This is a genomic window from Mycobacteroides immunogenum (genome assembly GCF_001605725.1).
In the GTDB taxonomy this organism is placed as follows: Bacteria; Actinomycetota; Actinomycetes; order Mycobacteriales; family Mycobacteriaceae; genus Mycobacterium; species Mycobacterium immunogenum.
Genome location: NZ_CP011530.1, coordinates 14,751 through 40,265 on the forward strand (window position 1 = coordinate 14,751; position 25,515 = coordinate 40,265).

A 25,515-nucleotide genomic window follows, 5' to 3' on the forward strand; every position below is an offset into this window, starting at 1 on the left:
CTGCGGACCATATCTGGCAAAAGGGTGGAACCGAATGGCCGGTCCATGCGTCGGAGCACAATAAGAAGGGAAATCTGGCTGCGATAGGGAGGTGAGTGTGGATGAGCGACGAGCTTCAGCGTGATCTGGACCTAATCCGTAGTGTGGCCGATCGCAGCGTGATGGACATTGAAGCCGCGGGTCGTGAGGCCGCCGCCGAGGTCAAGAGGCAGCTCAGCACGACGCAGTCGGCCGATCCTCAACAGCAAGTGAAATCAGCCGCTCCGCTACCGACAGAGTTCGACGAAGACGACTACTACCAATTTCAGCGATACGGACGATGACGAAAAATATGGAGTCAGGAGTCCCAGCGTGCCTGCGGTGACTCCAAGTAGCGGCGCAGGTGGTCAGGGCCTCCAAGTTGATGTCACTCTTGCGCGCCAGGTGGCACAGCGGCTGAAGCAACTGGGTGACAGTTTGATTCCGGGTGCGCCTAGGCCGTCAGAGAGCCCAGGGCCGGAGAAATCCATAGCGGCTATTGGGGCCATGTACGCAGCCAGCGAGCACTTTTCTAAGCAGTGCGGCTCATTCCTTCAAAGGGAGGGCGCAACGCTGGATAGCGCGGTCCAGGCGTTCGAAAGTACGGATCAACAAAACGCCGGGAACATCGGTGCCGCTGAGCGCCGGGGCATGTAGGAGGACCGGATGGGGGATCCGACGCGGGCACAGATTGAACAATGGCGGACCGACCAGCTCAGCGCTGCCGCAAAGAACTGGGGAGAGGTAGCCGACCACGTCGAGTTCATCCTTAACGCAGCGAGAGACGCGATAAAATCACCCATCGGAAAGGGCCAGTTCCTAGACAAGTTCAAGGAAACAGCTGAAGCAGTCATCGCCAGAACGCCGCACCAGATTGAAAGAATCCGGGCGGCTAAGACAGCGGCTGAGACGTCAGAAGCGGACCTGAAGGACGCCAAAAACTCAGCTGTGTCAGCCATTAATGATGCCGAGAGCGATGATTTCACAGTCAATCAGGATCTCTCGCTGACTGATAGAAAGACGAACGCTTCCTTTGTCGACCGCGCATTCCGCAAGATCACAAAATTCGTCTACGAGGGAATCATCCGGGCACGCGCAAGAGCACTTGTTGGCGTCGATAACCGCATTGCCTCAGAGCTGCACAAGATCGCTGAGGAGGTAAGCGCCTTCCACGTAGGTGGATCCGATGGCACGACGGTGTTGACAGGTGGGCCGCTGCCACAGGGGCAGAGTAGAAACCTGGGCCCCGTCGCTGGCACGAACGCGCCTCCGATCTCCGGCGTCAAGGGCACCGATCTCGGGGAGGTTCTAGAGATCCCCGATGGTAAGGGCGGCAAGAAGCTGATCGCGGTCTTCGGCGACTCATTCTCCGAGGATCGGCTTGGAGGTAACCACTACAAGTCAGTTGCGGTGGAAATCAAGGGGTTTGATGAACAAGGCAAGCCGATTTGGGGTGATGTCCTGACGGGCTATGACGGACAACAGGGTCGGGCCCCGCTCTTTCCGACAGCTTTCCAAGACCCCAGGGTGGCTGCTGAGGTTGGGAAGGGCCCTAACACTCTGCCGGCGGGAAGCATTGTGATGAATAACGGCGACGTGTACACGATGGTGGCAGCCACGAAGGATCTGCACCCGGACGGCGGAACGTGGTTCACGAAGGCGACCGGCGACTTTTCGAATGGATGGCCGCCAATCGAGTCCAGTTATCGTACGGCTCAAGATTCGTCGCTATCGCAGGTCAGCGGTTACCAGGCCAAAGATGGCTCGACTTACATAGCCGCGAACGGGTTCGATCGCGGACAAGGCGTAACCATGTATCGGGTACCCGATGGCGTGGACGTCACGGATCGCAAAAACTGGCAGCCGTGGACTGGGAACGGTTGGGGCCAAAACGGGCAGGAGGCCGTCAGCCTCAGCGGGCGGCAGTCGTACGGGGAAATCAGCCTGCGTGAGGTCCAAGGCAGGCCCGTATTGTCTGGGTTCAATGTCGATACGGGAAATGTTGAAGTGCGCGTGGGTGGGGGTGAGCCCAACAAGATATTCGCGGGTCCGCCAACGACAGTGATTAATAGCGGACAGTTGCCGCAGCCCTACGGCGGGTACATTCTCCCGAATTCAACACTGGACCGGCTGCTGATTATGGGTAGTCAGTGGGACACCACAACGAACGATACTTATCATTCCAGCATATTTGAGGTGAACCCTAACAAGTAGAAGAATTCAGTTGGAGCTACTGCTTTGAACCACGTACCGACAGGACACGCTATGTATTTTAAAACCGCAACGGCGATTCTCCTGAGTCACGTAGTCGGACTTTTGGGGGCCTGCACCGCTAAAGCGGAGCCGCCGAAGTTTCCCGATATGAGTAGCTATACACCCGTCAACGCGGACGATTATGTGATCTCGCTTCCCAACGTGGGCCGGGAACCGATTAAGAAGGTGTATTTCGTGACCCCGGACGGTATTCACTGCAGCTTTCTAGGGCAGTCCGCTGGCTGCACGGGTAACATCCCGGGAGTATCGGCAAAGGACAAGAGCCCGTACACAGATATTGGCACCGACTCGGGGGTGCAACCAATGGGCTCCACACCATTTGTTGACGGGAAAATTCAAGGGCATGAACTAAAAGCACTTCCGCCGCTTCACTCACTAACGTCTGGCGGAGTGACATGTGGTGTGGACGGCAAAGGGACTACCGCGTGTAAGGATTCGAAACAGCGCGGTTTCGTCATCTCGCAGGACGGCACTAGCTGGTTCCCCCAGGTCTAGTACTTTCGCGCCGTGGTCCGGGACACGTTGGCGTTATCGGCAGTGATTCGACGGGAACATTTCCTAGCTCGCCGAGCCCAGTTTTCAAGGGTAGTCGGGTTAGGGGTGCATTTTCCGACGGAAGACGACATCTATCATTCGAATATAATTGAGGTCAAACCCGATTCGATAATTGTAAACAGTACTGGCCGAAAAGAAAGCGGCCCTAGTACGATGATGCAAAAGATGTCTACACGGGCAATGGCCATTGCAGTGTCGATGACGTCCGCTCTCGCGGTTCTGTGTGCGTGCCACGCGAATGCCGAGCCCCCAAAATTTCCCGACCTGAACGCCTATGTAGCGGCGAATGTTGACGAGTACGTAATTTTGCTTCCAAATGTCGGCCGCGAAGCCAATAAAAGAGTGTATTTTGTAACGCCCGATGGTGTTCGATGCAACTTTCTGATGGATTCTGCCGGATGCACGGGAGACAACATCCCGGGAATATCGGATAAGGATAAGAACCCGTATACATACGTCGCTACCGGGACGGGAATTCGGCCTACTGCATCTACGCCATTTGTGGATGGCAAGATCCAAGGGCATGAACTAAAGGTCCTGCCCGTACTTCACTCGATCACGGTTAATGGCGTTGTCTGTGGCGTCGATGATGCAGGCACAACTGCGTGTAAGGACACCGATGGTCGCGGATTCGTACTGTCCAAGCGTGGGTCGATATGGTTTCCGAAGGTGTAACCGCTGTCACCACCCACCCCTAGAGTGACCGCATGGCCGTCGACCGTCCCACCATCTACTTTGCCTCCCAACAAGACTGGGAAGCATGGCTGGAAGACAACCATGAGGACTCCCCCGGTGTCTGGATCAAGATGGCGAAGAAAGCCGCCGGCATCCCCAGCATCAACCACAAAGAAGCCCTGGAAGAAGCGCTGTGCTTTGGGTGGATCGACGGGCAAGCCAAGTCGCTCGATGAGCAGTACACCCTGCGCATGTTCACTCCCCGACGCGCGCGCAGCACCTGGTCCAAGATCAATGTCGGCCACATCGAGCGGCTCACCAATGAGGGTCGCGTCAGGCCGGCAGGTCAACGAGAGGTGGATGCCGCCAAGGCCGATGGCCGCTGGGATGCCGCCTACAGCTCGCAGGCCACCATCGAGGTGCCTGAGGATTTCGCGCAGGCACTCAAGGCTAAGCCGGAAGCCTTGACATTCTTCGATTCTCTCACCAAGACGGCACGCTGGCCGTTCTTGTTCCGGCTTGCCACCATCAAGAAACCAGAGACCCGGACTCGTCGCATAACGCAGTACGTGGAACTACTCGGCGAAGGAAAGACGTTGCACTAAAGGCCGTTACGCCTTGTGTGCCACCGCCACGATGTAGTCCGAATGCAGTGAGAACAGCCGCATGCCCACCGAGTTGAATTGGGCCCGCAACAACGGATTGACGTGCTTCATGTCCGGCTGGCGCAGCCGCTTGGCAAGGAACCGCGATAGCGGTGGATAGACGTCGTTGGCGATAGACCATGTCTCCGAACGCGCGAAGCCCATATCCAACAGCAGATCCCGGTAGCCCTGCACATCGACGGCCCAGGGCACCGCGTTGGCCGGGGCACCTTGCCAACCGCGCCGTGCCACCTGGTTGCGCGCGATCGCGGTGAGGGCGGTGCGTCGCGGAACGATGTCTGCCGTCACCAATCGCCCGCCGGGTTTGAGCACGCGCAACGCCTCGCGGAAGAAGTCGATACGCGACGGGAAGTGGAACGCCGATTCCAGCGCCACCACCTTGGTGCAGGACTCATTCTCGAACGGCAGGTCGGTCGCCGACGCCTTGACGTAGGAGATGGTGCCGGACAGACCCGCGGCCGCGACACGTTCGGTGGAGATCGCGATCTGCTCCTCGGCGATGTTGACCCCGGTGATCTTCTTCACCTTGAACTCATTGGCCCAGAGAATGTCCTGATCGCCGTATCCACAGCCGCAATCCACCACCACGTCCGTCGCGGTGAATCCGGCACTGGAAGCAACCAGGCGGGCAAGATCGCGGCTGGCCTCGTCCAAGGTCGTCGGATGGTCGCGCCAGTAGCCGAAGTTGATGAAGAGCGATTCCTCGCCGAACAGATTCTGCGGTCCGACGATGTCGTACACCATCCCAGTCTTGGGGCCGTCGGCATTGGATACCGCGACGGCCGCCATGCGCCGCCACTCGTCGGCCCAGCGCCGTAGGCGCTCGCCGGTGGATTCATCGGTGAAATCAGACGTCAGAGTGGTCATGAGTGGCAGCTCCCTTTCGGTTCTGGCCGCCCCGTTGCGGCTCGCGCATGCGTAACAAACAGTACCCGATACTTTAGATATCGGCATCTAATGCCGCTGAGAACGACGCACGGGGCAGCGTCCGGGAAACCGGCCGGTGAAGTGACTAGGCTGGGGTGGTTGCCCGGCTTTCTGCGGGCGGAGCATGAACGAGGAGCACATGACCGACACAACGCTGCCCCCCGGCGGTGACGACGCCGTCGACCGAATCGAACCGGTAGACATCCAGCAGGAGATGCAGCGCAGCTACATCGACTACGCCATGAGCGTGATCGTGGGCCGCGCCCTCCCCGAAGTCCGCGATGGCCTCAAGCCAGTACATCGCCGCGTCCTGTACGCGATGTACGACTCCGGCTTCCGCCCCGACCGGAGCCACGCCAAGTCGGCCCGCTCGGTCGCCGAGACCATGGGTAACTACCACCCCCACGGCGACGCCTCCATCTACGACACGTTGGTGCGTATGGCGCAGCCGTGGTCGCTGCGTTACCCGCTGGTGGACGGCCAAGGAAACTTCGGCTCACCGGGTAACGATCCTGCCGCCGCCATGCGTTACACCGAGGCCCGGCTGACGCCGCTGGCCATGGAGATGCTTCGTGAAATCGACGAGGAGACAGTCGATTTCATTCCGAACTACGACGGCCGGGTCATGGAGCCGACCGTGCTGCCCAGCCGGTTCCCGAACTTGCTGGCCAACGGTTCGGGCGGCATCGCGGTCGGCATGGCCACCAACATGCCGCCGCACAACCTGCGCGAGCTGGCCGAGGCCGTCTACTGGGCGCTGGACAACCACGAGGCAGACGAGGAGACCACCCTCAAGGCGGTCTGCGAGAAGATCACCGGCCCTGACTTCCCGACATCGGGCTTGATCGTTGGGACGCAAGGCATTCACGACGCCTACACCACGGGACGCGGCTCCATCCGTATGCGCGGTGTGGCCGAGATCGAGGAAGACTCCAAGGGCAGAACGTCTTTGGTGATCACCGAGCTGCCCTACCAGGTCAACCACGACAACTTCATCACCTCGATCGCCGAGCAGGTGCGCGACGGCAAGATCGCCGGCATCTCCAACATCGAGGACCAGAGTTCCGACCGTGTCGGTTTGCGAATTGTGGTGGTGCTCAAGCGCGATGCCGTGGCCAAGGTGGTACTGAACAATCTCTACAAGCACACCCAGCTGCAGACCAGCTTCGGCGCCAACATGCTGTCCATCGTCGACGGTGTGCCGCGCACACTGCGACTGGATCAGCTGATCCGGCTCTACGTCAATCACCAGTTGGACGTCATCATCCGGCGCACCCGGTACCGGTTGCGCAAGGCGAACGAGCGCGCGCACATCTTGCGCGGTTTGGTGAAAGCCCTTGACGCTCTAGATGAAGTGATCGCGTTGATCCGCGCGTCGCAGACCGTCGACATTGCCCGCACCGGCCTGATCGAGCTGCTGGACGTCGACGAGATCCAGGCGCAGGCCATCCTCGATATGCAGCTGCGCCGCCTGGCGGCCCTGGAGCGGCAGAAGATCATCGACGACCTGGCCAAGATCGAGGCCGAGATCGCCGATCTCGAGGACATTCTGGCCAAGCCGGAACGTCAGCGCGCCATCGTGAAGGACGAGCTGGCCGAGATCACCGAGAAGTACGGCGACGACCGCCGCACCCGCATCATCTCGGCCGACGGCGATGTTGCCGATGAGGATCTCATCGCGCGCGAGGACGTCGTCGTCACCATCACCGAAACCGGATACGCCAAGCGCACCAAGACCGACCTCTACCGCAGCCAGAAGCGCGGCGGTAAGGGTGTGCAGGGTGCGGGCCTGAAGCAGGACGACATCGTCAAGCACTTCTTCGTGTGCTCGACGCATGACTGGATCCTGTTCTTCACCACCAAGGGCCGTGTCTACCGCGCCAAGGCGTACGACCTGCCCGAAGCGGCTCGTACCGCACGCGGTCAGCACGTCGCCAACCTGCTGGCCTTCCAGCCGGAGGAGCGCATCGCGCAGGTCATCCAGATCAAGAGCTACGAAGACCAGCCGTACCTGGTGCTCGCCACCAAGAATGGCCTGGTCAAGAAGTCCAAGCTCACCGAGTTCGATTCCAACCGCAGCGGTGGCCTGGTGGCCGTGAACCTGCGTGACGGCGACGAGCTGGTGGGCGCGGTGCTGTGCTCGGCCGAGGACGATTTGCTCTTGGTTTCGGCGCACGGGCAGTCCATCCGATTCAGTGCCACCGACGAGGCGTTGCGCCCGATGGGCCGCGCCACCTCCGGCGTGCAGGGTATGCGCTTCAACGGTGAGGACGATCTGTTGTCGCTCAACGTCGTTCGCGAGGGCACCTACCTGCTGGTGGCCACCTCGGGCGGCTACTCCAAGCGCACCGCGATCGAGGAGTACCCGGTGCAGGGCCGCGGCGGTAAGGGTGTGCTGACTGTTCAGTACGACCCGCGCCGTGGCTCCCTGGTCGGGGCGCTCGTCGTGGACGAGGAATCGGAGCTGTACGCCATCACCTCCGGCGGCGGTGTCATTCGCACCATCGCCAAACAGGTTCGGAAGGCCGGCCGCCAGACCAAGGGCGTGCGGTTGATGAACCTCGGCGAGGGCGACACCCTGTTGGCGATCGCGCATAATGCCGATGAGGGGGATGCTGACCCCGATGACGGTACGGTCGGCGCCGAGAGCGAGTAAGGAGCAGTAGGTGAGTTCACCGAACGATCCCGGGGATTCTGGCGCGAACGAACGCCCCGTGGAACAGACGGACTTACCTCCCTGGCAGCGGGCGGAGCGGCGGCGTGGTTCACACGCCGCCGCTACCGGCCCGCAGCGGATTCAGGGCCGCGAACCGCGCCCCGGTGGCGCACCGACGGAGATCATTCCCATCGTGGACGACGCGTCAGCCCCTCCGACTGCGCCCACATCGGCCCCACGACCCACGAGTCGCCCGTCCGCGGGACTCGATGCCAGGCTCAGCAGATTCATCTCTGGAACGGCTGCACCGGCCGGATTCACCACCCCGCCCACCCGTCCCGAGCCGGAGCCGGAAGCCGAGCCGGAGGCCTATGACGAGGTGCCAGAGCTCCCCGACAGACCGGAGCGCTCCGACAGGGCTGAGAGGGCTGAACGGCCGGAGCCGCCGCGTTCGGGCACCCCGTGGGGCGAGTCCAGCGCGCAGGAGCCGGTACGCGCCCCCAAGAGCGCCCTCAAGAACGAGGACCTCCCGGACCTGTCCGGTCCGGTCCCCCGTCCCCCGCGCCGAAGTGAAGCGGCACAAGGTGGCTCCGCAATTACCGTGGGTCCCTCGCGACGGGGGCCATTGCGTGCGTCCATGCAGATCCGGCGCATCGACCCGTGGGCGACGCTGAAGGTGTCGCTGGTGCTGTCTGTGGTGTTCTTCTTCGTCTGGATGATCGCCGTCGCCATGCTGTACCTGGTGCTGGGCGCGATGGGCGTGTGGTCGAAGCTCAACGAGAACGTCGGCGAGCTCATCACCAACAGCGGCGGCGGTGAGTTGGTGTCCAGCGGCACCATCTTCGGTACCGCGCTGCTCATCGGTTTGGTGAACATTGTTCTGATGACCGCCGCCGCCACGATCGGGGCGTTCATCTACAACCTGACCACGGATCTTGTGGGTGGTATCGAGATCACATTGGCCGATCGCGACTAACGGTTTGGGATGCACCGCATCTGTGCGGTAATCTCTGCGTTCGGTTCAGGGGCTATAGCTCAGGCGGTTAGAGCGCTTCGCTGATAACGAAGAGGTCGGAGGTTCGAGTCCTCCTAGCCCCACCACACTTGTTGGGAGGTTCACCACGTGAGAGTGCTGCTGCTGGTGCTCGCACTGCTGGGCGTGGCCTACGCGGCAGCACTCACCGTGGCTCGCAGCAACATGGAAGTGTGGCACACAGCAGCAGGTGAGGGGCCTTAGCTCAGTTGGTAGAGCGCTACCTTTGCAAGGTAGATGTCAGGAGTTCGAGCATTATCTCCAGCTGACGGGTTCGATGAGGGGTTGACCGGCAGGGATGCTGTGGTGGACATGTCCACCACGAGGTCGTAGTTTGGCGGTCAGCCGGCGCCCACTCGGTGGGTGACAACCGAATACGGGGGCTTAGCTCAGTTGGTAGAGCATCGCCTTTGCAAGGCGAGGGTCAGGGGTTCGAATCCCCTAGCCTCCACCATGTGATGAGTCGCGACATGAGTCACGAGGAAGCCCCCGGCCATCGGCCGGGGGGGCTTTCTGCGTGTTGCGCCAGTAGGCCTTGTCGGGCTGGATGTCGTTTGATGCGATGACTTCGCCGGTGTCGAGGTGGATGACGGTGATGGTGTGGTCGTCGGCTACGGCGATGCCGCGTTTGCCGGCATGTTCGATTCCGATGCCGAGGTGACGCATCCTGCCGGCGTGGCGGAAGCTCATAGGTCGATGATCTTCTCGTGTACCGCTTCTGGTGTAGCTCGGTCGCCGGGAGCGCGGTTCGACGGCATTGAGGCCGTCGGTGCGGTAGCGGGCGAGCAGGCGGTGGAGCTGGCGGCGTGAGTAGCCGTACTGGCGGGCAGTGTCGGTGACCGAGAGCTGGTGGGAGACGACCTTCATCACTGCGACGCGTGCACGGGACATGCACGGTCACTCTCGCCTCCGCGGCAGGGGTGCGACGTATGTCCCGACTCATCAGCGACGTATCACCTGTGACAGATGTCGTGAACCCAGAAACCCTAGCCTCCACCATAGGGTCACTACTAGAACCCAGGGCTGAATGAACGACCTGGAGCAGGATCCCTTCTCCTCCCTTCATTCGGGCAGTGCCTGAAGTGCCCTGGGTTTCATTCCGGCCCGGTTGGTAGAGCCAGGGTGGGTCGGCTCTCGTACTTGTAGTGTGCCTCTGTTTCGACGGGGGTGCGATACCCGAGGGCTTCGGGCAGGCGTTCGTGGTTGAACCAGTGCACCCATTCCATTGTTGCGAGCTCGAGTTGCTCGACGGTTTTCCAGGGGCCGCGGCGGATCAGTTCGGCTTTGTAGGCGGCGTTGACGGCTTCGGCGAGGGCATTGTCGTAGCTGTCGCCGCGGGATCCGACCGAGGCGGTGATGCCGAGTTCGGCGAGCCGATCGGTGTAGATCACGCTGAGGTATTGGCTGCCGCGGTCGCTGTGGTGGATGAGGTCACGCAGGTCTGCGCCATCGGTCTGCCAGATCGCGTAGTTGAACGCTTCGAGGGGAAGATCGGCGGTCCGCATGGTCGGTGTGACGGCCCATCCGACGATCTTGCGGGTGCAGACGTCGGTGACGAACGCGGTGTAGGCCATCGATTGCCAGGTCCGGGTGTAAGTGATGTCGACGACCCACAACCGGTTCGGGGCGCTCGCGTGGAAGTGGCGTTCAACGAGATCGGCGGGGCGTTGTTGAGTGGGGTCGGGGTGGGTGGTGAACACCTTCCGTCCTCGCTGAACGCCTTGCAAACCAGCAGCTTTCATCAATCTCGCGGTTCTGTCGCGGCCGATGTCCCATCCGGTTCGGCGCATCGCGGCGTGCATCTTGCGTACCCCGTAGACGGAGAAGTTGTCCCGATGGATCCGCCGCAATTCGTCGATCAGTTCCCGGTCCATCAGAGCGCGATCGGATGGCGGCCGGGTCCTGGCGGCGCGGTAGCCGCGGGAGGTGAGAAACCCCGCATCCGTCGCACGCAGGGTGCGGCAGATGAGCTCGACCCCGAACCGATGCCGATACCGGTCGATGTATCGGATCATCGCTGGGCGGGACGGTCGAGCTCCGCGGCGAAAAACGCCGACGCCGTCTTCAAGATCTCATTCGCCCTGCGCAGCTCGGCGTTCTCGCGTTTGAGCCGGCGGATCTCCTCATCCCCGGCGGAGGTCACGCCCGTGCGCTGACCGGTGTCGATCTGACGTTTGCGCACCCAGCGGGTCAATCCCTGCTGACTGCAGCCGCGCTGGGCGGCGACCTTCTGGATCGCCCCGTACTCGGTCACCTGCGGGTTGTCCTCCCGCGCCTCGGCGACCATCCGGACACCCCGATCACGGAACTCCTGCGGATATTGACGTGGCATGGCTTCGATCCTCTCCGATAGAGGTCGGAACGGAACCCCGAACACTTCACCTAGTGTTGCGCTACACCCTTGGATCCACCGGTGCTAACAACGCCACTTACACCGAAAATCTGACACTCCCATTCACCGCGGACGGCCCGGGATGGCTCAGCGTTACGTGTGCCGGAACTCGCTCGGAGAGCGGCCGGTCCATCGCTTGAAAGCGTGTGAGAAGTTGGTGAGGTCGCTGTATCCGAGATCTGTGGCGATCTCGCTCACCGACATTGATTGGTCGAGTAGCTGCAGCATCGCGCGCTCGCGCAGGAATGACTGGTGCAACTCGCGAAAGGTGGTCCCCTCTTCGGCGAGGCGGCGCTTGAGCGTGCTGGCGGATATCGACAGCTCATGTGCGACCCAATGGCTACCTCGCTGTCCGGAATGCTGCTCCAACAGTCGTCTCACCTTCTCTGAGAACGACGTTGTTCTGCTCCGCTGGTCGAGAGTTCGTTGCAGATCGACGATGGCGAGTCGATAAGCGAGGGGATCGGAGAACCGGCAGACCTCGTTGAGCGTGTCTGCGGGGATATAGAGAAAGGACGTTGGAGCGTCAAAGCACAGGCGCCCGGCCAGCACGTCCTTATGGTGGGTCAGAGAGGTCGGCGCTGGCCAGCTCAGGTGGAGTGTGACCGTCGGCATGTCGCCGGCGAGCATGGCAAGCAGCCGCAGGAGCACTGACCCGCTGTAGGCAACGACCAGGCAGTCCAGGGCCAGGTCGCTTGTATGCGCGGTGAGCCCGACAGTGAGGCCGTGGTCACTCGGATGGAACTGTGGGCTGAGTGCTGTCGAGATCAACGGCAAGTAGGTGAGCAGCTCTACGATCTCGGCTACCGAGCCTGCGCTGACCAGCGGAAAACTCAACGGGCCGAAGGACGTCAATTGGGCCTGTTCAGCGAATGTGAAGCCGAGCAGGGTTGCCTGGTCGACGTCGAGTTCGGGGTAGACCTCCCGAAACCACCGGATCGGGGCCTGGACGTCATGCTGGATCAGCATCGCCTCGTTGGTTCCTTCGCGAGCCATGATGTTGCGAAGCCGCGCTGCAGCGTCTGAGTCGAGTGCTTGGCTCTCGAGCAGTTGCACGAACATGAGCGGAGGCACGCCCTCGTCATTGAGGTTCACCATAGTCCCTTTGAGCTGAATTCACAAGTTTCTGACTCCGTCGAACATGGTCGCAGCGCCCATCCTCGACAACACTTTGACCAAGTTCCCGCTGAGGACAACGTATCAGGAGTTGGCTATGGCATTTGTCACCTTTGTCTCCCACGACGGCGAGAAGCACGAAGCGCCCTTCGAGGAAGGGCAGTCGCTGATGCAGGTCGCGACCAACAACGCGGTCCCCGGAATCAACGGCGACTGTGGAGGCGAAGCCGCCTGTGGCACCTGTCATGTGATCGTCGATTCGCAATGGTCCGAGCAGGTCGGCCTCTCCGGATCCGATGAGGAGGAGATGCTCGCGATGAACCCAGAGCGCCAGCCGACCTCTCGGCTGTCCTGCCAGATGGTGGCCTGCGCGGAGTGGGACGGCTTGATCGTCCAACTACCCGAATTCCAGATGTGACGACGAGAGACAGAGTAAGACCTGATGAAGATTCCTGAAGTGATTACCACCAGAGTTCAGTCGACCATCCCGATGGATCTGCAGATCCGGGGCGCGCATCTGTATGACAAGACCCGGCGATGGGTGACCGGGACGAACGGAGAGAAGCTCTTCGTCGAGAGTCCTGTCCCGCCGGTCGAGGACGTCGAGCTCGCCGACATCGACCTCAGCAACCCTTTTCTCTATCGCCAGGGGCGCTGGCAGTCCTACTTCGAGCGCTTGCGCAACGAGGCGCCAGTCCACTATCAGCCCAACAGTTCGTTCGGTCCGTTCTGGTCTGTCACGCGGCATGCCGACATCGTGGCCGTGGACAAGAACCACGAGCTCTTCTCCGCCGAGCCGTTCATTGTCATCGGGGCCCCGCCTCGCTTCCTCGATATCGCGATGTTCATCGCGATGGATCCGCCACGGCATGACGCGCAGCGGGCCGCTGTCCAAGGCGTGGTCGCGCCGAAGAACCTGCGTGAGATGGAGGGGCTGATTCGATCGCGTGTGCAGGAGGTGCTGGACGACCTGCCTGTGGATCAGCCGTTCGACTGGGTGCAGAACGTCTCGATCGAGTTGACCGCTCGGATGCTCGCGACTCTCCTGGACTTTCCGTACGAGCAGCGTCGCAAGCTCGTCTACTGGTCAGACCTTGCGACCTCGCTGGAGCAGGCTAACGGCGGGCCCTCGGACAACGACGAGGTGTTCCCCGGCATGCGCGACATGGCGCGAGGTCTCAGCGCTCTCTGGCACGACAAGGCAGCCCGGACAGCGGCCGGGGAGGAACCTGGCTTCGATCTGATCACCATGTTGCAGAGCAACGAGAGCACCAAGGACCTGATCGACCGCCCGATGGAATTCTTGGGCAACCTTGTGTTGCTGATCGTCGGAGGCAACGACACGACCCGGAACTCGATGAGCGGCGGTGTTCTTGCGCTGAACCGCTTCCCCGATCAGTTCGAGAAGCTGAAGGCGAACCCCGACTTGATTCCCAACATGGGCTCGGAGATCATCCGGTGGCAAACCCCGCTGGCGTATATGCGCCGGGTCGCCAAGGCCGATACCATTCTGAACGGGCAATTCATCCGCAAGGGCGACAAGGTAGTGATGTGGTACGCCTCGGGCAACCGTGACGAGCGCGTGTTCGAACGGCCGGATGAGTTCATCATCGACCGGGCCAACGCCCGCAACCACATCTCGTTCGGCTTCGGCGTCCACCGCTGCATGGGCAACCGGCTGGCCGAGCTCCAGCTGCGGATCCTGTGGGAGGAGTTGCTTACCCGTTTCGACAACATCGAGGTCGTCGGGGAGCCAGAGTACGTGCAGTCCAATTTCGTCAGGGGGATCAGTAAAATGATGGTCCGCCTCACCCCGAAGTCCAGCGCATGACTTCGCAGCGGGCCCTCATCGTTGGGGCCGGCCATGCCGGGGTCCAGCTCGCGGCCAGTCTCCGCCAGGAAGGGTGGACCGGTGAGATCGTCCTCATCGGCGAGGAGTCGGCGCTGCCCTATCAACGCCCGCCGCTGTCGAAGGCTTACCTGGCGGGGAAGAGCACGCTCGACGAACTTGCGATCCGCAGCGCCGAATTCTACAGCAAGCAGGGAATCCAACTCCTGGACGCGACCGTGGAGGCGATCGACCGCTCGGCCGGTCACCTTGCACTGAGCGCCGGCGACACGCTGCCCTACGACAAGCTCGCGCTGTGCACTGGGGCCAGCCCTCGACGGCTTTCCATCCCGGGTGCCGACCTGGTCGGCGTCTACTACCTACGCACCGCTGCGGACGTCGAGATGATCCGAGAGGTCACCAGCCCCGGGTGCCGGGCCGTGATCGTCGGCGGCGGCTACATCGGACTGGAGACGGCCGCTTCGTTGCGTGCGCTGGGTCTGGAGGTCACAGTGCTTGAGGCGGCCGAGCGCGTCCTCGAACGGGTCACCGCTCCCGAGGTATCGGCGTTCTTCGAACGGATCCACCGGGAGGAGGGCGTGAACATCAGGACGGGCGCGCTGGTCGAGGCTCTGTCCGGTGACGGCAGGGTCCGCGAGGTATTCCTGTCAGGTGGCGAATCAATTCCCGCCGACCTCGTCATTGTCGGCATCGGCGTTGAGCCGAACACCGAGCTCGCCGCCGCCGCGGGTCTGGTCGTCGACAACGGCGTCGTGATCGACGACCAGGCCCGGACCAGTGACCCCGACATCGTGGCCGCCGGGGACTGCGCCAGCCACGACATGGCCCGTTACGGCCGTCGCATACGCCTGGAGTCCGTGCCGAGTGCGGGTGAGCAGGCCAAGGTGGCCGCCGCGACCTTCTGCGGCAAGCCCAAGATGATCGCGGCGCTTCCGTGGTTCTGGTCGGATCAATACGATCTCAAGCTCCAGATCGCCGGTCTCAACACCGAGTACGACGAAGTCGTCTGCAGCGGCGACCCGATCCGGGACCGCGCCTTCGCCTGCTTCTACCTCCGTGCCGGCGAGCTCATTGCTGCCGACTGCGTCAACCGGCCCCGGGACTTCGTGTTCAGCAAGCGGGTCATCGCGCAACGACTCCCCGTCGGCCGGGCCGAACTGGTGCTCGCCGGCTCGACCTGAACTGACTGGTCCCTGGGGTCGACGGCGGTAGGAAGACATCGAGTGCGGCCCCACATTTTCAGAAAGGAACGTCAGTGACGAATATCATCCAGCTCCCGCTGGCGAAGGGTCGTGAGCGGCTCTCATCGGTACTCCTGGCGCCGCTGCCGAGTCGAGTCGACGCGACCCTGCTTGGGGTCAGCGACCATTGGCCTGTGCGTGAGCTCACCCCGCCCCCGGCGGGGTCGGGCCTCGAGCCGGTCCGGGGGACCGCGGGCCTGCCTTTGCTCGGTCACACCCTGGACTACATCAGGTTCGGCTCCAACTTCACCCGGGCCAGGTACCAACGCTTCGGACCGGTCTGGTGGATGGGCGCCTTCGGTACGAGAATCGTGATGGTGGCCGGCGCGGATGCCACCCAGGAGGCGCTGACGACCAAGGCGAAGTCGTTCTCCCAGGACGGGTGGACCTATCTCATCGATGCCTTCTTTCACCGGGGCCTGATGCTGATGAGCTTCGACGAGCACAGGATGCATCGGCGGATCATGCAGGAAGCGTTCACCCGCGACCGGCTCGCCGGCTATGTCGACCAGCTCGGCCCGACGCTGGAGACCAGCATCCCCGGGTGGACAGCGGGCCGGTCCACGCGCATCTACCCACTGCTGAAGGCCTTGACTCTCGACGTCGCAACGGGGGTCTTCATGGCAGGTCGGGGCAGGAGCGAGGACATCGACGCCATCAACGACGCCTTCGTGGCCACCGTGCGCGCAGCCAGCTCGATCATCCATTTCCCGCTGCCCGGTACTCGGTGGCGCGCCGGAGTCCGTGGGCGCACGCTCCTGGAGAACTACTTCACCCGGCATCTGCCGACGGCTCGAAGTGGCCAGGGAGACGACCTCTTCACGGGGTTGTGCCATGCGCGCACGGCCGACGGTGAGGCGTTCAACGATGAGGACGTCGTCAACCACATGATCTTCTTGATGATGGCGGCCCACGACACCTCGACCATTACCACCACAGCTGCCGCCTACTTCCTCGCCAAGCACCCAGCCTGGCAGGAACGGGCTCGGGCCGAGTCCGACCGACTCGGTGAACGCCGCCCCGACATCGACGACCTGGACTCGCTGGCGACTCTCGACCTGGTGATCAAGGAGACGCTGCGCCTCGTAGCGCCCGTGCCGATCGTGATGCGCAAAACGATCGAGAACGTGGAGATTGCCGGACGCCACATCCCGGCGGACACCCTGGTGGCCGTGGCTCCTGCGGTGAACCACTTCGACGAGTCGTGCTGGACCGGCCCCGATACCTTCGACCCCGACCGTTTCAGCGAGCCGCGCCGGGAGGACCAGAATCACCGTTTCGGGTGGATCCCCTTCGGAGGAGGGGTGCACAAGTGCATTGGTCTGCACTTCGGCACTCTCGAGGTCAAGGCGATCCTGCACTACATGCTGCGCACGTACACCTGGTCGGTCCCGGACCAGTATGAAGTGAGATGGGACAACACTTCGCTCCCCATCCCTGTCGACGGGTTGCCGATCACCCTGGAGCGCAGATGAATCAGGCACCGGTGGCGTCGTTGGTGGCGACCGACTTCCTCGACATCGAACACGCGTCCGTCCGGGCATTCACCGCCGCCGCGATTGGGGATGCGAGCACCGACCGGGACAAGGCCAATCGCCTCTTCACCACCGTCCGTGACCAGATCTGGTACGACCCCTACACAGTGTCGGACGATCCCGCCCACTATCGAGCCAGCTTCGTCCTCGAGGCCGGGCGTGCCTATTGCGTCCCGAAGGCGGTGCTCTTGACCGCGGTGTGCCGTGCGGCAGGGATTCCGGCGCTGCTGGGCTTCGCTGATGTCCGCAATCACCTGCAGACCGAAGCGCTGCGAGCGCTCATGGGCGGCACAGACCTGTTCGTCTATCACGGTTACAGCCTTCTCTACATCGACGGCCGGTGGTTGAAGGCGACACCTGCGTTCAACACCGAGTTGTGTGCGCGTTTCAGTGTGCCGCCGGTGGAATTCGACGGCGATCGCGACGCCCTCCTGCACGCCTTCACCGCCGACGGAGCCCAGCATATGGAGTACGTCCGCGAGCGCGGCATCTTCGACGACCTGCCTTTGAACGCGATCCTGACCGAGCTTCGGCATACCTATGGACCGGTGATGTTCAAACGCGCTGACGTGATCGCTGACGCTTTCACCGACACACCCACCAGACGCACCCCACCCAACGGGCTCTCCCGCGGGTTCGACTCACTCCTGGAGGACCGATGAGCACGGCGACCACAGCGGACGCCTTGGCCGTGTGTAGCCCAGCCGACGGCCGGCGGATCGCAACCGTCCCCGTGGATGATCGTGAGACCGTGAACCGCATCGCGGCTGACCTCCGCCGCGCCCAGGCAGGGTGGGCCGAAGCTGGCCCGCGGCAACGCGCAAGATGGTTGCATCGCTGGCGGGACTGGATCCTGGCTCACACCGACGAGCTCACCGACCTGTTGCAAGCCGAAACGGGCAAAGTGCGCCCAGACGCTCTCGTGGAGACGACCGCGTCGTGCGAATTCATCACCTACTACGCCGACAATGCCGAGAGGTTTCTCGCTGGCGAGCAGGTCAGGCCCTCGAGTCTGTTGAGTCTGCCGAAGCGGCTGTCCAAGACCTACCACCCGTACCCTGTTGTCGGGCTCATCACGCCCTGGAACTTCCCGATCACCCTCTTCCTCATGGATGCAGCACCCGCGTTGGCTGCCGGGTGCGCGGTCCTGGCGAAGTCCTCGGAAGCGACGCCACTGACGTGTGCGCGGGTCGTCGAAGGCTGGCACGAGATCGGCGCCCCCCCGGTCCTGGCCCATGTTGTGGGTGCCGGCGAAGCGGGTGCGTCGGTGGTGGACGCAGCTGACTTCGTGCAGTTCACCGGCTCGACAGCCACCGGGCGCGCGGTCGCGATCCGCTGTGCCGAGCACCTGAAGCCGGTGAGCCTGGAGCTGGGCGGTAAGGATCCGGCGATAGTGCTGGAGGACGCCGACCTTGCTCGCGCGGTCGAGGGGATCGCGTGGGGCGGTCTGTTCAACGCAGGGCAGGTCTGCATCTCCGTTGAGCGGGTGTATGTGGTAGCTGAGATCTACGACGAGTTCGTGGCTCGGCTGACGCAAAGGGTGCGGTCCCTCGCCCACGGTGCAGCGGCAGGTGACGACGTGGGTGCGATGGTCACTGCGAGGCAGGTCGAGATCGCCGATCGCCACGTCAACGAGGCGGTGGCGGCGGGTGCACGGGTCTTGGTCGGCGGAACCCGGAGCGCGGCCGGGAACTACTACGCTCCTACCGTCCTGGTCGGCGTCGACCACACGATGACTTGCATGACCGAGGAGACCTTCGGACCCACGATCCCGGTGATGCTGGTCGCGGATGAAGACGAGGCCGTCCGCTTGGCCAACGACTCGGTGTACGGCCTGTCCGCGACGGTGTGGACCCGCGATCACGCTCGTGCGCAGCGCATCGCGAAACGCCTGGACGCGGGCGCTGTCAACATCAACGACGTCTTCAGTAACCTCTTCGCCACCACACTGCCGCACAGTGGATGGAAGGCATCAGGTATCGGTGCGCGGCTCGGCGGCGCCTATGGGCTGCACAAGTACTGCCGGGTCCAGGCGGTGACGGAGCCGCGGATCCCTGTCCTGACACGGGAACTCACGTGGTACCCGTACACCTCTCGGCGTGCGGCCATCGCCGAAAGAGTATTGCGCGCGGCAGCCGGCCGCGGCCTGTGGCAACGCCTCGGCCTGAACAAGGAGAACAGCAAGTGACGACGCACAACCCCCGCAATGCCGCCAAGACCGTGGCAATCACGGGCGGAGCCCGCGGTATCGGATACCAGACCGCGAAGGAGTTGATCCGACGAGGCCACCGCGTCGCTATTGGCGACGTCGACGAGGCCCGTGCAAAGGAGGCCGCCGTTGATCTCGGGGTGAAGGTCGTCGCCCACTTGGATGTCACCGACCCTGACTCGTTCCGCGATTTTCTCGACCTGGTCGAGGGGGACCTCGGCCCGCTCGACGTACTGATCAACAACGCGGGCATCATGCCCACCGGGCACGCCCACGAGGAAGACGACGCGGTAACCCGGCGGCAGGTCGAGATCAACGTCCTGGGAGTTGTCTTCGGCACCAAGCTCGCCCTTCAACGGATGCTGCCGCGGCGTGCTGGGCACATCATCAACACCGCATCACTGGCCGGTGAGCTCGCCGTACCCGGTCTGGCGACCTATTGCGGCACCAAGTTCGCGGTCATCGGATTCACCGAGGCAGCACGACAAGAATACCGCAAGTCCGGGGTCCAACTGTCCACGGTCCGGCCCACGTTCACCAACACCGAACTTGTCGCTGGGACGGCTGGGGCCAAGGGAATGCGCAACGCCGAGCCCGAGGAGATCGCCCGAGCGACAGCCGATTTGATCGAGAACCCGCGTCCCTTCGTGCGCGTCACCCGCCTCGCCGGCGGCATGGTCGCCGCGATGAAGTTCGTCCCCGGTTGGCTGGCCACCTGGCTCGGCTCGGCCCTGGGCTCGGACTCGGTGTTCCTGGACGACGTCGACATGAGGACCCGCCAGGCCTACCTGGACAGAATCCGGAACAACTGATCATGTCTTCGAACCCCGTCGTGCGCCCATCCACCGAAGAGGAACTCACATGCCCCGCAGGACCCTGATCGAGGACTACCCGCATCGGATGGGGGGGCATTGCGGTTCTGGTGCGATGCGGGATCTTCTGCACTGGCATGGTTTGGGGTGGGATGGACCGCCCGATGAAGGCCTCGTGTTCGCGCTCGGTGGCGCGCTAGGGCTGACCTACCTCCGGTCGAGCGACCTCGTTCCGCCGCTGTACCTGGTGGGACGAGGCGCCGACTTCGAAGTCGACCTACCTCGTCGGCTCGGCGGACAGGTCCACGTTCTCACCACCGATGATCCCCGCGAGGGGTGGCTGTGGGTTCTCGACGAGATTGACGCAGGCAGACCCAGCCTGGTGTGGGGCGACATCGGCGAGCTGCCGTACCTGCGGGTCCAGCTACGGATGAGTCGCCACGACATCGTGGTGATTGGCTATGATGAGGCCAAGGGGATTGCCGTTGTCGTAGACAATGACCGCGCCGAGGTGCAGGAGGTCCCGCTCGAAGCCCTGGCTCGGGCGCGGTCCTCGACGTCGTTCCCGCAACCGACGCGCCACTGCACGTATCGCATCACCTGGCCGGGCGCGCTGCCGGATGTGGCGGGAGTGGCGGCAGAGGCATTTCGCCAGTCCGCGGCCAGCATGCGGCGCCCGTCGCGGCCGGGGATTGTCGATCTCACGACAGCGGTGCCCGGGGCTGAGGGCTTAGCCGCGGTCGCGCAGCTGGCAGCCGACGTCCAGACCTGGGTCGACCTTCCGGCAGACGACCTCGAGATCCTCTTGTTCAGCCTGAGCGCTTTCATTGAGAAGGCAGGCACCGGTGGCGGGCTGTTTCGTCGATTGCTCGCCGATGGCTGCGCGGATGTCGCACGTCTGACCGGTGACCTTGCCACCGCAGACCTCGCCGTCGTCGCCAGCCGTTGCGCACAGGCATGGACCGACATTGCACGCGCCGGGATCCAGTGCGACGTTGATGTGCGAGCCCGCGCGGGCGGGATGGCCTTGGCGGCCAGCCGACTGCCAGAACTCGAGTTGGACCTGGTCGAGTCCTTGGAGTCTGCTTCAAGCTCGCTTTCGGCTGCAGATCGCTGACAGCCCACTCTCCCTGGACGCTCGATCCCGGATCGTGTCGGTTCGACGGCAACTCTCTCAATAAGGAATGTTATGCAGAGCACGATGATGACCGTCCCGTTGACAACTGCGGCGATTCTGCGCCACGGCTCGAGTGTGCATGGCTCGTCGACCGTGCGGACCTTACAGCCCGACGGGAGCATAAAGGTCGCCTCGTTCGCCGAGATCGGACGGCGGTCCGCCCAGTTGGCCAACGCGTTGCGCGGTTGTGGGATCACAGGCGATGAGCGTGTCGCGACCTTTATGTGGAACAACCAGGAACATGTGGAGGTCTATTGTGCGGTGCCCTCGATGGGCGCGGTATTGCACACTCTCAATCTACGCCTCGCCTCAGATCAACTCGTCTACGTAGGCAACCACGCCGAGGACCGGGTCGTGATTCTCGATGGAAGCCTGGTCCCGCTGCTGGCCCCCGTGCTGCCGCAGATCACCAGCGTGCACACCGTCGTCGTGACCGGCGGGGTAGACCTCACCCCGCTGCACCGTGACGGGCTCACAGTCGTGGGTTACGAGGAGTTCATCTCCGCCCAACCCGAGACGTTCGACTGGCCCGACCTCGATGAGCAGTCAGCAGCCGCCATGTGCTACACCTCTGGTACCACCGGAACCCCCAAAGGTGTCGCCTATAGCCACCGGTCGACCTACCTGCACTCGATGGCGGCCTGCGCCGCCGACGGACTGCGAGTCGGCTGTGACGACCGGATCCTCGCCATTGTGCCGATGTTCCATGCCAACGCCTGGGGACTGGTCTATGCCGCCCTCATGGCCGGTGCCGACCTGCTCATGCCTGACCGGTTCCTGCAGGCCGAGCCGCTGGTACGGCTCATCGATGCCCAGAAGCCAACCGTCGCAGGCGCGGTCCCGACAATCTGGAACGACGTGCTGAACTTCGTGGAGGCCAACCCCGATTACGACATTTCCTCTCTCGGCCTGGTTGCCTGCGGTGGCTCCGCCGTGCCCGTTCACCTGATGGAGGTCTTCGAGGAGAAGTACGGCGTGCAGGTCGTCCAGGCGTGGGGAATGACCGAGACCTCGCCGCTGGCCGCCGTCGCGCGTCCGCCGGCATCGCTCGACGCGCAGGAGCGGTGGCGCCTGCGAGCTACCCAGGGCCGTCCGGTTCCTGGTGTGGAGTTGCGGATTGTCGGCGACGCGGGCAATGCGCTCCCGCACGACGGAGAAGCCGTCGGTGAGCTGCAGGTGCGCGGACCTTGGATCACCGGCTCGTACATCGGCGGAGAGGATGACGGGGAGAAGTTTCAGGACGGTTGGTTGCGCACCGGCGACGTCGGTCGGATCGATGAACGGAGCTTCGTGACGCTGACCGACCGCACCAAGGACGTGATCAAGTCTGGTGGGGAGTGGATCTCCTCGGTCGAGCTCGAGCTGCTGCTCGCCGGACACCCCTATGTGCTCGAGGCATCTGTGATCGGGGTGCCGGACGAGAAGTGGCAGGAACGGCCTCTCGCGGTGATCGTCGTACGTGACGGTCGTGCGCCCACACCTGCTCATCTGCGTGACTTCCTCGTTGGCAAGGTCGCCAAATGGTGGTTGCCTGAGCGTTGGTGCTTTGTCGACGAGGTGCCCAAGACCTCGGTCGGCAAGTTCGACAAGAAGCGCCTGCGCTCCCTGTATGCTGACGGAGAGCTTGCCGTCATTGAAATCTAGGAATCTTCTCCTGCCGGAGATCTGGGAGGCAACTCCCGGCTCCGTGTTGGATCTGGCCCAAACTTCTGTCGGCAGCACGTGAAGGATGGCCACCCTCGAACCCACAGCCGTCAGATGGTCCGGTTTGGGGGATCTGTCACGAAGTTGGTGATTCGGTAGGGTGAATTGGTCACTCGCTCAGAAGGATTCGTTTGCGCAGTGGGTCGCTCTTCTCGCGGCCGGGCATTCGGCGTTTGAGCATCTTGGTGCGGGGGACGTGGCCTGCGGCGGAGGCCTCGCACGAACGAGTGCAGCGCCAGCTGGTCGTCGACGTCGACTGTGGCCATCCACCGTTCGAGATCCCGACCGCGCCGCTCGCCCATGATCTCGGCGAACGCGCGGACGTGCCCGGCCAGCGCGGCCGGTCGCGGACTGAATGCCAGGATCGAATCCAGGCGCGGCCGGTGTCCGGCAGCGAGGGGTGTTGGGGTTGGTCATGATCCAGCTGATGACTTCGCGGACGATCGGTGGCTGGGCGGCGCGACCGGGAGGTGGGTGAGAGCGAGGAAAGGCTGCAGGTAGTCGCGCACCAACATCTCGCTGCCTTGGTAGCTGTGGGCCGTGATCTCCTCGAACGGCCACATTGTGTTGGGTACACGCCACATTCCACCGCCGATGCAGCTCGGGTTTGTATGCCTCGAGAATACGGACTCGGTACCCGAGGCAATTGTTGACCGGCAGTTCATCAGGCGCCTCGCGCGGGCAAAGCGGCGTGTGGTACCGCGAGACAGACCCAGCTCGCGGCTGATCGCAAGGATGTTAGTCCCCTCGGCCAGCACTGGGCGTGACCCGGCTCCCGAGTGGGTTTCGGCGGCAACCACAGCGGCATCAGGCCGGTCCTGTGGTTCGGGAGCGATGATCGCGGCGGGCAGGGCCGCCCGGTGGCGTGCCACGGCGCCATCGACCGCCCCGCCGCGATGTGCCAGATGTGCTACCGAGCGGCGACTTGCAGCGCGTCCGGTGCTCCGCCGCCGCGCCTTCTGCGTAAGCGCCGATGCGGTCACGATAGAAGATCTCAACGCCCGGATGGACCCGCAACCAGGCCGTAGGAGTGTGGCGGTCCCGTCTTCCAATACCTCGATCGGACGGTCGGTCTGCATGGCGGTCCGGAGTCGTCCCATAACGGTGCCCGCGACGGAAGACAAAGTCGTCCACGCCCAACACCCACGGAACCGGGTGTCAACGCTCCCTCGCCGAGGCGTACACCCGCGCCTTTCTCACGATCTCCGTCGTGATGGTCATCGTTGCCACCGCGTCGGTCGCCCTACCCAGAGTCGCACTGCGGAATGCGGCCCGATCAACGACGGCGATGTGACGTTCTGCGAACTCGAGACCGTGGAGCCCTGCTGTCGCCGCAGAGAGCAGACCGCAGGACTGACGCCAGCGTCACTCAGCGTCCCCGAGTTCGGTACCGGCCACCGACTCGTTGTCCAGACTCTCGGGAGCACGGGTGATGGTGTCAACGGCGGGTGAAAACTGATCAGCAGACGACGGCTGAACTGCTCAGTGTCGAAGGGACTCGCGGGATCGTCGAACCAGACCAGTGACTGATCACCGACACGCGGCCACCGGGTCACCCCCGTGATCCGGTGCGCGATGCCGTCGTAGTCAAAGGCCCCCGAGGGGCTGGCGGGGCCGGGACGGCGCATGTAGGTCAGGGCGTCAAGATCCCACAAGTGCGTAGATCCCTGGGACGCGACCACCCACTTGCCGCGCATACCGCCCGCGAGCTCATCCACGTTCTCGGACGGTGGATCGTTGACGTCAGGGGGCTGCCGGACATCCGGCTCATCCGTCATGGGGACTCCTCGTATTCGGGGGCGGGCTCGCTGTCCCGAACGCTAGATGGTGTTCATCTGGTGCCCCTACCGGGCGTGCCCATGATTGGGCCGGGGGTTTCGCGTGCCGTCTTGGGCGGATCTACTCGGCGGGCTCGAGGACGCGAGGATGGATCAGTTCGATCCGCGGGACGTGGATGTCGGCGCCACCGAGGACCCGCACCCGGGGCCACTCGCCGTCGACCATCGTCAGGCCGACCTGGGCGGGGGTGAGGCCGTCCTCGGTGGGGATCAGGCACACCTCGCCGGGGCCGGCCTTGCATCCGGGACAACCGGTCTTGACCTCGATGGCGATTCGCGACTTCTCGAGCTCGAGCTTCTCGTCGTCGGTGGCGTGACGCCAGCACCCGAAACCTTCTTGGTGGCCGACTCCGGCCTGGTACAGCGGCCGCATCTGGCACGGTTTCCCGTTCGTCTTCGGCCGCAGGCACTTCTGCTTGAGGCTGCGGTCGAGGTCGTCCTTCTTTGCCTTGATCCGCTCGGCGTTGAGAGCCATCTGCGTCAGATAGTCGGCGGTGTTGTCGCCGGCCGCCTCGTACAGGGCGAACACCTGTCGCGGGGACTGGGGGCCTGTCCAGCGCCGGCTGTCCGCCCCGTACACGGCGACCGGCAGCTTGCGTGCGACGATGCCGATCGCGACCTCGATGTAGTGTGCCAGATCGGTGTGCGTGTTGCCCACCCGTTCTGGATGGATCGCGATGCCGTACTCGGTCTCGATCCGTGCGGCTTCGCGGTTGAAGCCGTCGACGGCGAGCTCCACCTGCCGCAATGCCGTCATCAGCGGTGTGTGATCCAGCGGTGCGGGTTCGGGCTTGTGGCGGGGGGTGCGGTTGCGATCTGATCTTCGTGACATTGGTGCA

At 63.3% G+C, this 25,515-nt stretch carries 21 protein-coding genes and 2 tRNA genes; 17 read left to right on the plus strand and 6 right to left on the minus strand.

The genetic code is table 11. The features are described from left to right. Nucleotides 1-101 precede the first annotated feature (101 nt). The 3 genes from ABG82_RS00080 (at nucleotide 102) to ABG82_RS00100 (ending at nucleotide 4,127) form a co-directional block, all read left to right on the plus strand. Complete coding sequence (locus tag ABG82_RS00080; RefSeq protein WP_043079369.1) at nucleotides 102-323, plus strand: hypothetical protein; 222 nt, start codon at nucleotides 102-104, stop codon at nucleotides 321-323. A gap of 361 nt (nucleotides 324-684) precedes the next feature. Then, on the plus strand, nucleotides 685-2,232 hold the full coding sequence (locus ABG82_RS00090; RefSeq protein WP_043079371.1) for a DUF4185 domain-containing protein: 1,548 nt from the start codon (nucleotides 685-687) through the stop codon (nucleotides 2,230-2,232). Between the two features lie 1,322 nt (nucleotides 2,233-3,554). Continuing rightward, nucleotides 3,555-4,127, plus strand: a complete 573-nt coding sequence (locus ABG82_RS00100) for a YdeI/OmpD-associated family protein (protein ID WP_043079372.1) — start codon at nucleotides 3,555-3,557, stop codon at nucleotides 4,125-4,127. Between the two features lie 6 nt (nucleotides 4,128-4,133). On the opposite strand, the gene ABG82_RS00105 is transcribed toward ABG82_RS00100, so the two are convergent. Then, nucleotides 4,134-5,141 carry an SAM-dependent methyltransferase gene (locus ABG82_RS00105; RefSeq protein ID WP_052511082.1) on the minus strand — a complete coding sequence of 336 codons (1,008 nt, stop codon included), beginning with the start codon at nucleotides 5,139-5,141 and terminating at the stop codon, nucleotides 4,134-4,136. A 112-nt stretch (nucleotides 5,142-5,253) separates the two neighbouring features. On the opposite strand from ABG82_RS00105, the gene gyrA reads away from it, so the two are divergent. The 4 genes from gyrA (at nucleotide 5,254) to ABG82_RS00125 (ending at nucleotide 9,257) form a co-directional block, all read left to right on the plus strand. Beyond that, nucleotides 5,254-7,770 carry a DNA gyrase subunit A gene (gene gyrA, locus ABG82_RS00110; RefSeq protein ID WP_043079394.1) on the plus strand — a complete coding sequence of 839 codons (2,517 nt, stop codon included), beginning with the start codon at nucleotides 5,254-5,256 and terminating at the stop codon, nucleotides 7,768-7,770. Between the two features lie 10 nt (nucleotides 7,771-7,780). Then, nucleotides 7,781-8,746, plus strand: coding sequence for a DUF3566 domain-containing protein (locus ABG82_RS00115; RefSeq protein ID WP_054173131.1), 966 nt, complete (start codon nucleotides 7,781-7,783; stop codon nucleotides 8,744-8,746). Nucleotides 8,747-8,794: 48 nt separating this feature from the next. Beyond that, nucleotides 8,795-8,871: transfer RNA gene (locus tag ABG82_RS00120), tRNA-Ile, on the plus strand. A 310-nt stretch (nucleotides 8,872-9,181) separates the two neighbouring features. Continuing rightward, nucleotides 9,182-9,257, plus strand: a tRNA-Ala gene (locus ABG82_RS00125). On the opposite strand, the gene ABG82_RS29285 is transcribed toward ABG82_RS00125, so the two are convergent. From ABG82_RS29285 to ABG82_RS00145, 3 genes are all read right to left on the minus strand, one after another. Beyond that, the gene (locus ABG82_RS29285) at nucleotides 9,245-9,694 is read right to left on the minus strand and encodes a helix-turn-helix domain-containing protein (RefSeq protein WP_078343402.1); all 450 of its coding nucleotides are present in this window, start codon (nucleotides 9,692-9,694) and stop codon (nucleotides 9,245-9,247) included. The two genes, ABG82_RS00125 and ABG82_RS29285, sit on opposite strands and share 13 nt — an antisense overlap. A 203-nt stretch (nucleotides 9,695-9,897) precedes the next feature. Beyond that, nucleotides 9,898-11,135, minus strand: a protein-coding gene (locus ABG82_RS00135; protein WP_109475879.1) for an IS3 family transposase whose coding sequence is annotated in 2 segments (ribosomal slippage) — nucleotides 9,898-10,844 and nucleotides 10,844-11,135 — 1,239 coding nt in all. Because the reading frame shifts where the segments join, the coding sequence is not laid out codon by codon here. 153 nt (nucleotides 11,136-11,288) lie between these two features. Next, a complete protein-coding gene (locus tag ABG82_RS00145; RefSeq protein ID WP_043078250.1) occupies nucleotides 11,289-12,290 on the minus strand; it encodes a helix-turn-helix transcriptional regulator in 1,002 nt (333 codons plus the stop codon). 118 nt (nucleotides 12,291-12,408) lie between these two features. Here ABG82_RS00145 and ABG82_RS00150 point away from each other — a divergent pair, with 118 nt between their 5' ends. The 10 genes from ABG82_RS00150 to ABG82_RS00195 all read left to right on the plus strand — a co-directional run bounded on the left by ABG82_RS00150 (nucleotide 12,409) and on the right by ABG82_RS00195 (nucleotide 23,257). Then, nucleotides 12,409-12,729 carry a 2Fe-2S iron-sulfur cluster-binding protein gene (locus tag ABG82_RS00150; RefSeq protein WP_043078249.1) on the plus strand — a complete coding sequence of 107 codons (321 nt, stop codon included), beginning with the start codon at nucleotides 12,409-12,411 and terminating at the stop codon, nucleotides 12,727-12,729. Between the two features lie 24 nt (nucleotides 12,730-12,753). Then, nucleotides 12,754-14,142 (plus strand): cytochrome P450, encoded by a 1,389-nt coding sequence (locus ABG82_RS00155; protein WP_054173132.1) that lies wholly within the window; start codon nucleotides 12,754-12,756, stop codon nucleotides 14,140-14,142. Beyond that, complete coding sequence (locus tag ABG82_RS00160; RefSeq protein ID WP_043078172.1) at nucleotides 14,139-15,341, plus strand: NAD(P)/FAD-dependent oxidoreductase; 1,203 nt, start codon at nucleotides 14,139-14,141, stop codon at nucleotides 15,339-15,341. The genes ABG82_RS00155 and ABG82_RS00160 overlap by 4 nt, the downstream gene beginning before the upstream one ends. Before the next feature lie 74 nt (nucleotides 15,342-15,415). After that, nucleotides 15,416-16,876, plus strand: a complete 1,461-nt coding sequence (locus tag ABG82_RS00165) for a cytochrome P450 (RefSeq protein ID WP_043078171.1) — start codon at nucleotides 15,416-15,418, stop codon at nucleotides 16,874-16,876. After that, nucleotides 16,873-17,598: a transglutaminase-like domain-containing protein gene (locus ABG82_RS00170; RefSeq protein ID WP_043078170.1), complete on the plus strand. Its 726-nt coding sequence runs from the start codon at nucleotides 16,873-16,875 to the stop codon at nucleotides 17,596-17,598. Before ABG82_RS00165 ends, ABG82_RS00170 begins: the two co-directional genes overlap by 4 nt. Then, nucleotides 17,595-19,124 (plus strand): aldehyde dehydrogenase family protein, encoded by a 1,530-nt coding sequence (locus tag ABG82_RS00175; protein ID WP_043078169.1) that lies wholly within the window; start codon nucleotides 17,595-17,597, stop codon nucleotides 19,122-19,124. Before ABG82_RS00170 ends, ABG82_RS00175 begins: the two co-directional genes overlap by 4 nt. Next, entirely contained in the window at nucleotides 19,121-19,957 is an 837-nt protein-coding gene (locus ABG82_RS00180) for an SDR family oxidoreductase (protein ID WP_043078168.1), read from the plus strand. Before ABG82_RS00175 ends, ABG82_RS00180 begins: the two co-directional genes overlap by 4 nt. 49 nt (nucleotides 19,958-20,006) lie before the next feature. Then, nucleotides 20,007-21,074 (plus strand): BtrH N-terminal domain-containing protein, encoded by a 1,068-nt coding sequence (locus tag ABG82_RS00185; RefSeq protein WP_043078167.1) that lies wholly within the window; start codon nucleotides 20,007-20,009, stop codon nucleotides 21,072-21,074. 72 nt (nucleotides 21,075-21,146) lie between these two features. After that, nucleotides 21,147-22,778 carry a long-chain fatty acid--CoA ligase gene (locus ABG82_RS00190; protein WP_043078166.1) on the plus strand — a complete coding sequence of 544 codons (1,632 nt, stop codon included), beginning with the start codon at nucleotides 21,147-21,149 and terminating at the stop codon, nucleotides 22,776-22,778. A gap of 191 nt (nucleotides 22,779-22,969) precedes the next feature. Continuing rightward, a complete protein-coding gene (locus ABG82_RS00195; protein ID WP_043078165.1) occupies nucleotides 22,970-23,257 on the plus strand; it encodes a hypothetical protein in 288 nt (95 codons plus the stop codon). A 798-nt stretch (nucleotides 23,258-24,055) separates the two neighbouring features. Here the strand turns inward: ABG82_RS00195 and ABG82_RS00205 are convergent. Further along, nucleotides 24,056-24,616 (minus strand): hypothetical protein, encoded by a 561-nt coding sequence (locus ABG82_RS00205; protein ID WP_043078163.1) that lies wholly within the window; start codon nucleotides 24,614-24,616, stop codon nucleotides 24,056-24,058. 121 nt (nucleotides 24,617-24,737) lie between these two features. Next, a complete protein-coding gene (locus ABG82_RS00210) occupies nucleotides 24,738-25,508 on the minus strand; it encodes a hypothetical protein (protein ID WP_043078162.1) in 771 nt (256 codons plus the stop codon). Nucleotides 25,509-25,515: the final 7 nt, after the last annotated feature.